Annotated in this window: 10 protein-coding genes; 5 read left to right on the top strand and 5 right to left on the bottom strand. The window is 34.5% G+C overall.

Annotated elements, in window-relative coordinates; all coding sequences use genetic code 11:
- Positions 1-146 precede the first annotated feature (146 nt).
- A complete protein-coding gene (locus J3U23_RS04390; RefSeq protein ID WP_267338604.1) occupies positions 147-872 on the bottom strand; it encodes a serine/threonine protein kinase in 726 nt (241 codons plus the stop codon).
- 88 nt (positions 873-960) lie between these two features.
- On the bottom strand, positions 961-1,989 hold the full coding sequence (locus J3U23_RS04385) for an MFS transporter (protein WP_267338603.1): 1,029 nt from the start codon (positions 1,987-1,989) through the stop codon (positions 961-963).
- Between the two features lie 381 nt (positions 1,990-2,370).
- Here J3U23_RS04385 and J3U23_RS04380 point away from each other — a divergent pair, with 381 nt between their 5' ends.
- From J3U23_RS04380 to J3U23_RS04370, 3 genes are all read left to right on the top strand, one after another.
- Entirely contained in the window at positions 2,371-3,279 is a 909-nt protein-coding gene (locus J3U23_RS04380) for a LysR family transcriptional regulator (RefSeq protein WP_065734852.1), read from the top strand.
- Between the two features lie 172 nt (positions 3,280-3,451).
- On the top strand, positions 3,452-3,976 hold the full coding sequence (locus J3U23_RS04375; protein WP_267338602.1) for a GNAT family N-acetyltransferase: 525 nt from the start codon (positions 3,452-3,454) through the stop codon (positions 3,974-3,976).
- Between the two features lie 55 nt (positions 3,977-4,031).
- Positions 4,032-4,757 (top strand): rhomboid family intramembrane serine protease, encoded by a 726-nt coding sequence (locus J3U23_RS04370; protein ID WP_267338600.1) that lies wholly within the window; start codon positions 4,032-4,034, stop codon positions 4,755-4,757.
- A 50-nt stretch (positions 4,758-4,807) separates the two neighbouring features.
- On the opposite strand, the gene lolE is transcribed toward J3U23_RS04370, so the two are convergent.
- Genes lolE through lolC form a run of 3 tightly spaced genes read right to left on the bottom strand, consistent with a single transcriptional unit; the run spans position 4,808 to position 7,947 of the window.
- The gene (lolE, locus tag J3U23_RS04365; protein ID WP_267338599.1) at positions 4,808-6,046 is read right to left on the bottom strand and encodes a lipoprotein-releasing ABC transporter permease subunit LolE; all 1,239 of its coding nucleotides are present in this window, start codon (positions 6,044-6,046) and stop codon (positions 4,808-4,810) included.
- Between the two features lie 13 nt (positions 6,047-6,059).
- Positions 6,060-6,752: a lipoprotein-releasing ABC transporter ATP-binding protein LolD gene (lolD, locus tag J3U23_RS04360; protein WP_065563449.1), complete on the bottom strand. Its 693-nt coding sequence runs from the start codon at positions 6,750-6,752 to the stop codon at positions 6,060-6,062.
- Positions 6,745-7,947 (bottom strand): lipoprotein-releasing ABC transporter permease subunit LolC, encoded by a 1,203-nt coding sequence (lolC, locus tag J3U23_RS04355; RefSeq protein WP_416380076.1) that lies wholly within the window; start codon positions 7,945-7,947, stop codon positions 6,745-6,747. The genes lolD and lolC overlap by 8 nt, the downstream gene beginning before the upstream one ends.
- A gap of 153 nt (positions 7,948-8,100) precedes the next feature.
- On the opposite strand from lolC, the gene mfd reads away from it, so the two are divergent.
- Together mfd and J3U23_RS04345 are read left to right on the top strand one after the other, a co-directional pair.
- Positions 8,101-11,550, top strand: a complete 3,450-nt coding sequence (gene mfd, locus J3U23_RS04350) for a transcription-repair coupling factor (RefSeq protein WP_267338598.1) — start codon at positions 8,101-8,103, stop codon at positions 11,548-11,550.
- A gap of 25 nt (positions 11,551-11,575) precedes the next feature.
- A complete protein-coding gene (locus J3U23_RS04345; RefSeq protein ID WP_267338597.1) occupies positions 11,576-13,102 on the top strand; it encodes a DUF945 family protein in 1,527 nt (508 codons plus the stop codon).
- The last annotated feature ends 79 nt before the right edge of the window (positions 13,103-13,181 follow it).

The following is a 13,181-nucleotide window of genomic DNA, read 5'->3' as shown; positions in this document are numbered from 1 at the left end:
TTTATTTAACATATTTAGTCGAGGCGGCGTAATAATATAAAGAATTAATGTAAATGATTTTAATCATTTAAATAAAACCTCAAAAACCCCGCTCCTCAACTTTTTTTCTTTCCCCTCAAGGATAAATAATTGCTAGTGATAAATAGTTAATTATTAAACTCATATACACTACCGTCACCCCATGTGCCAATGTAATAACGGCTATTATGATAAGCTAATGCAACAGCTTGAGATAAGTTCGAAACTAATGTCGTCACTTTTTTGCTTTGTACATCAATTTTTCGCACCATACCTGCACCATTATCAACCACTGCCACTACATTTGGGACAATTAGTACAATACCTACACCTGGGCGATTAAATTCGGCGCCGAGTTCCGTTTGAGTACCATTTGGACTGATCATAGTTAGACGTCCACTGTATTGAGAAACAACTAAACTATTATCCGCTAATTGAGTCACGCCAACTGGTGTAGTTAATCCACGAGCAACAATATTTTTTTGTTTTGTTTGAAGATCAAGCGAAACAATTTCACCTGTTGAACGATTAGTGATGAGTAACTGCCCCTGATTAGAAAAAGCGATTCCGGTAGGCGTATGATAACCATCAGAAATTTTTTGTGACTTACCATCACGATTAATTTTTAAAATATAATCATCTCCATAAGATGAAACATACATATTATCTTGTGCATCAAAAACTATTCCAGCTGGGGAAGATATACCTGAATAAAAAGTCTCTTTTTTACCATTAGTATTTATTTTCAAAATTGAATTATTTGACCAATCTGTTACATACATCCCACCTTTACTATCAAATGCGATTCCTGTTGGAGCATTGAAGTCTGAGGAAATCTTTGTTAAACCTGCCATAGATGACCCTCCATAAAAACAGCAAAATATAAACATCGATATACGCAGTAAAAATTTTTTCATTATTAATTTCCTTATTTATAACACATTAATTTTTGATACTATTTCTAATTAATCGAATCGCAATTAACGCTAGAATTAAATTAACGATAGACAAAAAGACACAAAGTATTATGGCTCCATCCCAAGCTTTATTTTGATAAACAATACCGAGTAAATAAGTACCAATACTACCGCCAGCCAAACAAGCAAGAAGATATAAAGACGAAATAGCACCTCTAGAACTAATTGGTACAATTTTATTTAGCATTGCAATAACTAATGGTTGAATACCAAATACGAATAGGAATAAACAAAAAATGCCTAAACCAATAACATATAATGATGAGCTAAATCCGATAGTGACGATCGATACACATACCGCTAACAGACAGATGATGAATAGATATTTTTCATTGATGACTTGAGTTAACTTACCAGTGATCATGCTACCGACTACCGCACTTAGACCAGCAAAATTCAACCAACCTAAAACGGTTGAAGATAAGTAAAAAGGTGCGCCCTTCAAATAAAAAATGAGTAAAGAAGATATTCCAAGATAAACAAAAAATAGTAAAAAACCGATTAATAAAAAAATAACGACAGTTTTATCAAGAAATAATTTAAGTGCAGAGAAATACATACCTATCAAACTGGTTGTTGGAGATTGATTTGTTGTTTGCTTTATACCAAAAGGAACAAAAAGACATGCTACAATGATTAATCCCGCATAAATGATAAAAGCAATCTGCCAAGACCAAAAATCAGTTAACATCGCAATCACACTACGGCTAAAAATGATGCCAACAATGGAAGCTGAAATCATAATTCCCATTGCTTGTGGTAACTTATGATTTGGCGTGTTTTTAGCGGTATAAGCAAACAAAGCAGCAGGAACAGCAGCTGCAAAAAAGCCTATTAATGACATAACAACCAAATATAAATTAAAACAATTAATGATCACCGATAAAATAAGACAACAAATGGTACCAATACTACCAATCAGAACTAATAACTTTGTTGAAACGTTATCCGAGAGTGGACCATAAATAAAAAAAGAAATCGCATAAAAAAACAAGATAAACTAAACACATTTCTCGCTTCTAAAATATCAATATGATAACTTTTTGATATTTCTTGAAAGATAAGTTGACTTATATAAACTGAACCGACCAATAGCACAATTAAAATTGCTGACAAAATTAGACTGGATTTTTTCTGTATTGTTTCTTCTTTTAACATAAATTTCATAATAAAGATTGATTAGTTTTCAAGAAGACTATCTGACAAATAATTAATTTAAAAATACATATTTTGTTATACGAAAATCGTATAGCCAAAAATGATGATTAGCAAAAGATGTAAAACTCATTCATAATAACTAAATGATGATTGAGCTAAAAAAACTATACGACAATTTGGACACCAAATTAATTGATGTATTAAGAACTGTGTAATTATGGACATTTACAGCAAAAGATTACCAACTATTAAGCAATTACAATATTTCATTGCGGTCTGTGAAGAACTTAGTTTTACTGGCGCAGCCAAAAAACTTGGTATTAGCCAACCTCCTCTTTCAACTCAAATTAAAAATTTGGAAGAAACCCTACAAAGCACACTATTTTTAAGGAACTCTCACAATATTGTATTAACCAATGAAGGCGAAATACTAAAATCTAAAGTAACACAATTATTAAGTGATCTTTGTTCAATGGTTAAATCAACAAAGCATCTAGAAAAAGTTATTATAGGAACAACTAAAACCTTAAGTTTTGACTATATTCCTTATTTCAAATCGTTTTTATCCAAATTTAGTGATGAAACAGAAATATATAAACATAACTATACCTCTAAAGAGCTGCTACTTGAGTTACAAAAAGGCAATATTGATTTTGCCTTTGTTTCGGATTATTCAACTAGAGATTTTAATGAAAACTCAATACTAATCTATCAAGAACCCATGACCTTAGTATTGCCAGCTCATCACCCATGTAGTAAACAAGATAAAGTTAATCTTAATGATGTGATTGATTTACCCCTGTTTTGGTTTAAACAACATTTAAACCCATTTTTTTACGACCAGTGTGAAAAGGTTTTCAATAGCTTAAACCACCCACTACATCGTCGTGCCGAACTCGCTGATAATTTATCTATGCTACTGGAAGTTGCATTGGGTAAAGCAATAATGCTTTTACCACAATCGATGACACAAATGAAAGTCGATGGTGTTATCTATAAAAAGTTGATCAACAGCCAAGATAAAAAATTAAAAATAAATATTTATCTGATATGGCGTAAAAACATTAAAACTTCAACAGTCAATCAAGCAATAATTGATTATTTTAATCAGCATAAAATCAGCTAAATTAAACCTCAAAGACCCCGCTCCTCAACTTTTTTTGCTAATTTATTTATTATTGAAATGGTGTCAAAAATGTTGAGGAAAGGGGTTTTTGGTAAATTCTTTTAAACTATTTTTCTTTTTTTAGTTATTAAATCGCCTTTGGTTGCTTGTACATAACAAAGCCATTACAATTATGCAAACTAATCACTTTTCTTTTAAACTTATGATTACTTATACAGATGCAACTTTAGATGATTTGCCCTTTATCGTGGATGTATATAATTCAACAATTGCTAGTCGCCAAGTTACAGCTGATTTACAGCCGGTGTCTGTTGAAAGTCGTTTAGCGTGGTTTGAGCAGCATAATCCACAAAAACGCCCACTTTGGTTAATCAAATATCAAAATCAACCTTGTGGTTGGGTGAGCTTATCATCATTTTATGGTCGCCCGGCTTACGATAAAACGGTTGAAATTAGTTTATACATTCATCAAGATTTTAGAGGGAAGAAAATCGGCCAAGCCACAGTGACACAAATTGAATCATTTGCAAAAAAAATCGGTATTCAATCCATACTTAGCTATGTTTTTGGACACAATACGCCTAGCATAAAACTATTTGAAAAACTTCATTATCAACATTGGGCACTACTCCCCAAAATTGCCGAACTTGATGGCGTCAAGCGTGATTTAGTTATTTTAGGTAATCATCTGGATTAACACATTTATCTAATTTAGTTATGATTTATTTTTTTTCAAAAGGGATACTCCACACATGAGCAATCTAAGAAATCTTCAATATTTATTTCAACAAGCAAAGATTACGAGTATTTTAGTTCTGCTTAATGTTGCATGGTTTGTTATTTCTCATCTACTTGATTCTCGTGGTTTTTCAACATATATGGAAAACGCCTTCTTGATTGACTGGGGTGCGGATGTTGATCAGTTAACTTTTTCTGGTGAATATTGGCGTTTATTTACCAATATCTTTGTACATGCAGGATTAGCTCATCTTGCTATGAATATGTTAGCATTATGGAGTGTTGGGATTGTTTTAGAACGATTGATCCCACCATTTTCTTTTATTGGTATCTACTTATTGTCCGGCTTATTTGGTAGCTTAGCGAGTGACGTTTCAACCATTCGTCATAGTGTTATTAGTTGTGGTGCTTCGGGGGCTATCTTAGGTATTATCACTGCACTGCTTGCCTATTCACTCATCAATCGTACCGATCTGCAAGAGATGCCTATCAAGTCTATTGTAATCAGTTTATTTCTGACTCTGGGATTAGGTTTGTTACCTTCTATTGACAATATGGCGCACATTGGTGGTGCGATTACAGGGTTTATTCTAGGTGGAATAATTACGGTCTGTTTGAAAAAATTTCGTTATCAAAGCAATATTTACACTCTATTAATCTTAATCCTCTTTGCGGCATCGTGTTTGCTGTTATATTCAATTTATCAATATTATAAAACAACATATGGTTTTAATTACTAAAAATAAAGGCGCAAATTGAACTTTACGCCTTTATTATTTTATCTGATTTATTAATAACTACTTAGCACTCGAGCCGGATCAATTTTATACGCTCTTCGAGCTGGGTAATAGCTGGCAATCAAACTTAATAACATTGCTGTAATAAATACAATGACAACATCAAATAAATGAATTTCAGATGGTAAAAAATCAACAAAATAGATGTTGCTATTTAAGATTTTATGTCCCATCATCGACTCAAAAACACCCATTATGTTTGAGAGTTGCCATGAAACGATAACGCCAAGCACCACGCCAATCACACTACCAATCAAACCTGAAATTACACCATACCAAATAAAAATACGTTTTATAAGATTATTGGTTGCGCCAAGTGTTTTAAGAATAGCGATATCTCGTTGCTTATCTTTAACTGCAATAACTAGCGTCGATACTATATTAAAACAAGCAACGCCAATTACGACAATCATCGCTAAATACATAATTTGTCGAATCATTTGAATATCACGATACATAAATCCAAATGTATGTTCCCAACTATTAAAATCGAGATTTTCTTCAAGATTCAACGTTGCCTGGCCAATAATATCACTAGCTTGATAAACATTATCTACATTGATCATCAATCCTGTGACACTGTCACCAATATTGAGTAGCTTTTGTGAATCAGTTAAAGGTAATAAAGCCACATTGTTACTCAATGAACCACTAAGATCTAAAATACCATGTACTTGTAAACGAACTCGGCGAGGTGGTTTAAGTTGTTCTGGATTGTTTGAAACCGGAATAAGCAAAGAAACCCACTGCCCTTCTTGAACTGCAAGTGATTTAGCTAAACCGGCACCTAAAATGATTTGTTGATTATCTGCTTTAAAATCTTGCCATTTATTATTAAGTACATAATTAGGTAATGCACTTATCTTCTTTTCTTGTTCTGGGTCAAGCCCTTGCACTTCAACCGCACCAAGCTTGCTACCATTTTCAATCAATCCCGTAAAACTAACAAACGGCATGGCAGATACAATACGTTTATTTTCTTGCAGTTCAGTTTGAATATGTTCCCAATTTTCCAAATTGCCCATATGAGAATAAACTTGTCCATGAGGCACGACCGATAAAACTCGATCATTTAATTCACGCTCAAAACCATTCATGGCACTTAAGCCAATGATCAGCGCAGCAATACCTATAGCAATACTCAGAGTTGAAATAATTGATATCAACGAAACCATACCACTTTTACGACGTCCTTTACGGAACTTTATGGCTGTGATTAATGATAAATTCATAATCCATTTACCTTTATTTCACCGAATGAGACAACTGCCCATCACTCATAATCAATTGATGATCGAGTTGATTTGCTAAAGCGAGATCATGCGTCACCACTAAAAAAGCCGTACCATGTTCACGATTAAGTTTTATCAGTAACTCAAAAATTGAATCAGCTGTTGATTTATCTAAGTTACCCGTTGGTTCATCAGCCATCACGAGTGCCGGATTATTAATCAACGCTCGTCCTATCGCAACGCGTTGACGTTCACCACCTGATAGTTCAGATGGACGATGATTAGCACGTTTAACTAGATTTACCGACTCTAACATCGCCATAGCGCGTTTTTTAGCTTCGCTAGGTGATGTGCCTCCAATCAACAAAGGCATTGCTACATTTTCAAGCGCAGTAAAGTCAGGCAATAGATGGTGGAACTGATATACAAATCCAATTTCTTGGTTACGCAAATGTGCTTTTTCTTGTTCTGATAAGCGATTCAGTTGTTGAGATTTAAATGTGATTTCACCTGAAGTTGGTTTGTCTAATCCACCAAGCAAATGCAACAAAGTACTTTTACCTGAGCCAGAGCTACCAATAATTGCCAGCAATGATTTAGGATAGATATCAAACGAGACATCTTTTAATACCTCGGTCACCATTTTGCCTTCTTTATAGGTTTTATAGAGATTTTTAGCTGAAAGAAGTGGCTGTGAATTATTCATAACGTAAAGCCTCGGCTGGTTGGATATTGGCTGCACGATATGCAGGATAAATAGTTGAAATTAGCGATAACATAAGTAATCCGAAAATAATAAATATAATTTGTGCAGGTTCAACTAGCGTTGGTAATTCAATACCAGCAAAGGATAAACCAAGCACCGACATCAACTCATTTAGATATGAGGCTAGTAACAAACCAATGGCGCTACCTAATAAAGTTCCAATGACACCTGAACTAGCACCTTGAATAATAAAAATCAGCATAATCTTAAAGCGTGATAAACCCTGCGTTTTTAATATGGCCACCTCGCCTTGTTTTTCCATAACTAATAAACTAAGCGAAGTAATAATGTTAAATGCCGCGACAATTACAATTAAACTAATCAACAGCCCCATCACATTTTTTTCCATCTTAATAGCTTGGAACAGCTCACCTCGTTTTGCTCGCCAATCGGTAAACACCAAGTCTTCAGGTAATGGATTTTTTGTTACTGATGAAATTTCAAGTGGATGAGCTAAAAATAGACGCCAGCCACTAATATTATTAGCAGGATAACGTAATAAATTTCTAGCATCAGTTTGATTGATATAAATTAACGCTTGATTGATATCATGATTAACGGAAAACAACCCACTCACGGTAAATAAACGTTGGGAAGGAATACGGCCTACTGGTGTAATCTGACTGGCATCGGTGACCATCAAGCGAATCTTATCACCAACTATCACACCTAATTGATCGGCTAACGTCTGCCCTAATATTACATTATAGCTGCCTGCCTGTAAGGTGTCGATTGAACCAGCATAAACATAATCTTCAATCGGATCGTGGTCGTCAGCAGTAATCCCCATTAAGGTGCTGACCGTGATACTTTGTTGACTTTGTAAAACCACATCACCTGTAATAATCGGCGTTATCCGCTCAACACCTTGGATATTTTCAAATTGCGATGAAGTGATAATACTAGAATCAATTTTACCTGTTTTAGAGGTAATTTGTGCTTGAGGAAAAAACTTTAAGATACTATTTTGCATCTGCTCTTCCAGCCCATTCATTACCGACAATACTACAATTAAACCGATAGAACCAAGCATGATTCCAATCATAGACAGCCAGGAAACAAAGCGGCCAAAACCATCGTTTTTTTGCCCATATACATAGCGTAAACCAATATAAAATACTAATGGACGAAATATCTTTGACATAATAGTTATTAAATACCTGAAGTTTTCAATCAACTTTTTAAATTTTAGTTGCTTATCATACAGGATTAAACAGTTATAGAAAACAACCATATAATTACGTTATAATATCACGATAACTTTGTCGCAATTATCTATTATTCCAACATGCCTAATAATATTTCTAGCATCATTCCTAAAAAATCAGGTGAAGTTAAACAAGTTGGTCAACTTGTCGGTTCTTCATTATCTCAATTTTGTGCACAAATCATTGACGCACATGATGGTTTAGTGGTGATTGTTACAGATGATATGCAACAAACAACTCGTCTCCATGAAGAGCTAAAACAATTTTCACACTATCCGTCGATCTTCTTCCCCGATTGGGAAACGCTGCCTTATGATAGCTTTTCCCCGCACCAAGATATCGTGTCAGAACGATTATCTTGCCTCTATAATCTAGGGCATTTGACCAAAGGTGCATTAATCTTACCAATTAATACGCTTATGCAAAAAGTTTGCCCGCAGAACTATTTAGGTGGGCATGTCTTTATGATGAAAAAAGGCTTAGCCATAAGTCGGGAAAATCTACGCTTGCAACTTGAAAATGCGGGTTATCGTTCAGTTAGTCAAGTCATGGAACATGGTGAATATGCTACTCGCGGAGCATTATTTGATATCTATCCGATGGGCAGTGAAAGTCCTTACCGCATTGATTTCTTTGACGACGAAATAGACAGCATTCGTACCTTTGATGTCGAAACTCAACGGACTCTCGATGAAATTACCGAAATTCAACTACTACCTGCTCATGAGTTTCCTTTTGATAAAACATCAATAGAATTGTTTAGAACCCAATGGCGAGAGAGATTTGAAGTAAGGTTAGATCCTGAAAGTATCTACCAACAAGTCAGTAAAAATATTTTACCAACCGGTATTGAGTATTGGCAGGCATTATTCTTTACTGAACCGCTCACGCCACTATTTAGTTATTTTTTATCTAATACACTGATCATTAACACTGCTAACATCGAACAGTTTGCTAATAAATATTGGCAAGATATTACTCAGCGTTATGAGAGCCGAAAAGTCGATCCTATGCGACCGCTTTTAGAACCAACAATTATTTGGTCAAAAACCGATGAAATCTTTGCTCATTTCAAACACTATCCACGAATTACGGTTTCACGCGCTCAAATCACTGAATCGAACAAAAGTATTAATTTACCATTTAGTTTACTGCCTGAAATGGCTATACAGATTCAGCAGAAAAATCCCTATTCACATTTTGAACAATTTATTCAAAATTTTAATGGCAGGATTATTTTTTCAGTCGAATCGGAAGGTCGAAAAGATGCATTGCTAGAAATATTAGGCCGTATAAGAATACATCCAACCACCATCACTCAACTTAGCCAACAATCGGATAATCGTTATTGTTTAATGATTGGTGCTAGCGAACAAGGTTTTATCGATCATCAACAAAATTTGGCCTTTATTACTGAAAACGAATTATTGGGCCGTCGAGTTATTCGTCGTAAGAAAGAGAACAAGCAGGCAATTAATACTGACAGTTTAATCCGTAGTTTAGCAGAATTAACACCTGGTAAGCCTGTTGTACATCTTGAGCATGGTGTTGGTCGCTACGCTGGTTTAACCACATTAGAAACAGGTGGTATTACTGCTGAATACCTTATTTTACTTTATGCCAATGATACCAAACTCTATGTACCCGTTTCATCGCTAAACTTAATTAGCCGTTATTCTGGTGGTGATGAAGAAAATGCTCCACTCAATAAATTAGGTACTGATGCATGGAGTAAAGCTAGACAAAAAGCTGCCGAAAAAGTACGAGATGTTGCAGCTGAATTGTTAGATATTTATGCTGAACGCGAAAGTAAGCCAGGCTTCGAATTCAAACAAGATCGTGAACAATACGAGCTGTTTTGCCAAGCTTTTCCTTACCAAGAAACGGAAGATCAGCAAAATGCCATTGGTGCTGTTATTGGTGACATGTGCTCACCTTATGCTATGGACCGATTAGTTTGTGGTGATGTTGGTTTTGGTAAAACCGAAGTGGCAATTCGTGCTGCATTTTTAGCGGTGATAAATCATAAACAAACCGCAGTCTTAGTCCCGACTACTTTACTTGCACAGCAACATTATGAAAGTTTTTGTGATAGATTTGCCAATTGGCCAATACGCATTGAAAGTTTGTCACGATTTAAAACCGCTAAACAGCAACAAGCTATAATTCAAGAACTCGCTGAAGGTAAAATCGATATTGTTATTGGCACCCATAAACTTTTACAAGAAGATGTAAAATGGAAAGATTTAGGGCTTTTAATTGTTGATGAAGAGCATCGCTTTGGTGTTCGCCAAAAAGAGCGAATTAAAGCGATGCGAGCCAATATCGATATTTTAACCTTAACGGCAACCCCAATTCCTCGAACGCTAAATATGGCAATGAGTGGTATGCGTGATCTCTCAATTATCGCTACACCACCTGCTCGCCGATTAGCGGTAAAAACCTTTGTTCGAGAATATGATAACTTAGTTATTCGTGAAGCCATCTTGCGTGAAATTTTGCGTGGTGGTCAAATTTATTACTTACACAATGACGTATCAGATATTGAAAATGTGGCTGAAAAGTTAGCTGAATTGGTTCCTGAAGCACGAATTGCAGTTGGTCATGGGCAGATGCATGAACGCGATTTAGAGCGCGTAATTAATGACTTTCATCATCAACGATTCAACTTATTGGTGTGTACTACCATTGTCGAAACCGGAATCGACATCCCTAATGCCAACACCATTATTATTGAAAGAGCCGATAAATTTGGTTTAGCACAATTACATCAATTGCGTGGTCGAGTTGGACGCTCATATCACCAAGCTTACGCTTATTTATTAACACCACACCCTAAATTACTAAGTAAAGATGCTAAAAAACGTCTTGATGCTATCGCTACATTAGAGGACTTAGGTGCTGGTTTTGCTTTAGCTACACATGATCTTGAAATCCGTGGTGCAGGCGAATTATTAGGCAGTGATCAAAGTGGGCAGATTGAAACAATTGGTTTTAACCTTTATATCGAATTACTTGATGATGCCGTTAAATCTCTTAAGGAAGGCAAAGAACCGACTCTTGAATCATTACTCAATAATCAACAGACCGAAGTTGAGTTACGATTACCAACGTTGATTCCTGATGATTTCATCCCCGATGTCAATACTCGATTGTCACTATATAAGCGAATTGCAAGCATCGAAAGTTTAGATGAATTAACCGATATTCAAGTCGAAATGCGCGATCGCTTTGGTCAGCTACCTGATCCGGTACTTTTTTTATTAGAAACAACGAAAATCCGTTATCAAGCACAAAAATTAGGTATTACAAAAATTGAATTTGGTGAAAAAGGTGGTTTTATTGAGTTTGGATCTAACAACAAAATTTCAGTTGATTATTTAATTGAAACAATTCAAAAATCACCAAAAAATTATCGCTTGGAAGGAACAAATCGATTAAAATTACTCAAAGCTGATTTAGAGCGCATTGAACGCATTGATTATATTAAAAATTTATTAGCGGATTTTGCTGAACATCAAGAAAAATAGCTCGAAATATACAGGAACATAAGAATTGAAAAAAACAATATTAACCATTATTACTATTGCTATATTCACCATTATTACTATATTAGGCTATATTTGTATTGCATGGCATACAGGTATCGTAATAGAAAAAGAACTATACAATACGTTACCCGAAACCGTTGCAAAATTTAACAATGCGCAAAATATCTTTAAGTTAAACATTTCCCATTCTAATCATGAAAGACATCTGTTTTCAACCAAAACACACATCTATATGACGTTAACACCCAAAGATGGAAGTTCAGAGGATGTATTAACGTTAGCTGATAAAGATTTTACTATTCATCATGGACCATTCCCAATTGCAGCTTTAAAACAAGGTATATTTTCACCACAACAGGCTTGGATTGATTATGAAATCAGCCAAGAAGCTAAACCTGCGTTATGGGAAGCTATGGGAAATCAACCATTTATTACTGGCTACATTAGTTTGGATTATAGTAATAATCTGATCATGAAACTTTTTAGTCGAAAATTTAGTGAAAAAAGGGAGTTCGAAACTAATATTAATCTTGAATACGAATTAGGTAATGGTAGTTTTACATTTATTAGTAATAATGATTCCCCTATACCTTCGATAACGCTGGATTTAGATAGATTTCACACCCAAAAAGCTAATGTATATTTCACTTTAGATAAGCTTCACATTGAGTTTGCTGGCGAAAAACAATCAACAAATACTCATTATTTATTGAGTTTAGATTCTTTAAATACAAATCTAAGAGATGCTTTTTTCAATCCTGATTATGACTTTACTAAGTCCGATAATGACACTTTCTTAATAAACAATCTAAAAGTAGATAGCACTATTGATTCCAATAATCAAAATATAACCTTACAAGCTAACCTCGATAAGTTTACCTTAATTCCTGAGTCAGACGATAAACGACCTGCTATAAAATTAAATAAAATTTCAGTCAATCAGAAAGTTAATTTTGGTGATAGCCGTACTCTAAATGGCTTTTTTAGCGGTAGTATTGACTCGATCTTATATGGACAACAAGAGTTAGGCAAAGCAGAAATAAATATTGATTATCAAGGTTTAGATAAGGCGGAATTTGGTGCAGCGTTTATCGATGAAGATACTCAATATAATCAACCTATCAATAGTCGATTTGAGTTAAAAAAATTAAATTTACATAATGATAATGGTGACATCAATATCAAAGGCTTACTTGATGTTACTAATCTTAGTAAAATTTATACAATTAACGATCCGTTTGATAACATCAATAACTTTACATTACACGTGAACGCCCCGCTTAACGTACTAGCGCGTACATTTGCTCAATATCATTCGCCTAATAATAGTGGTATAACAGAGGATCAATTTAATAAATCTAAAAAAATAGTCCAAGACATATTGGCACATATGTCTAATGATTCGCCATTATTTACCTTTAGTAAAGACGGAGAGCAAGGTTTATTTATCGATATACATCAAGATAGCAATGATGTTAATATTAATGGAAAAATTTATAATAAAAGTAATGTGTTGGAACTATTTAAATAACTATGAATTAAACCCAATTAGGCTTAAACCCGAAGTAAGAAAACATTAAAAATTATTAATTTTAAAAAGTAATTAACAA

This window comes from Gilliamella sp. B3367 (assembly GCF_026536825.1).
Taxonomy (GTDB): Bacteria; Pseudomonadota; Gammaproteobacteria; order Enterobacterales; family Orbaceae; genus Gilliamella; species Gilliamella apicola_E.
Note: the sequence above shows the minus strand (reverse complement) of the source record. Positions and strands in the feature narration are given on the sequence as shown.

Bases quoted from the DNA above. Each gene is read 5' to 3' on its own strand.
- mfd (WP_267338598.1), top strand. From the start codon at position 8,101: ATGCCTAATAATATTTCTAGCATCATTCCTAAAAAATCAGGTGAAGTT.
- lolD (WP_065563449.1), bottom strand. From the start codon at position 6,752: ATGAATAATTCACAGCCACTTCTTTCAGCTAAAAATCTCTATAAAACC.
- J3U23_RS04390 (WP_267338604.1), bottom strand. From the start codon at position 872: ATGGCAGGTTTAACAAAGATTTCCTCAGACTTCAATGCTCCAACAGGA.
- lolE (WP_267338599.1), bottom strand. From the start codon at position 6,046: ATGAATTTATCATTAATCACAGCCATAAAGTTCCGTAAAGGACGTCGT.
- J3U23_RS04370 (WP_267338600.1), top strand. From the start codon at position 4,032: ATGAGCAATCTAAGAAATCTTCAATATTTATTTCAACAAGCAAAGATT.
- J3U23_RS04380 (WP_065734852.1), top strand. From the start codon at position 2,371: ATGGACATTTACAGCAAAAGATTACCAACTATTAAGCAATTACAATAT.
- J3U23_RS04375 (WP_267338602.1), top strand. From the start codon at position 3,452: ATGCAAACTAATCACTTTTCTTTTAAACTTATGATTACTTATACAGAT.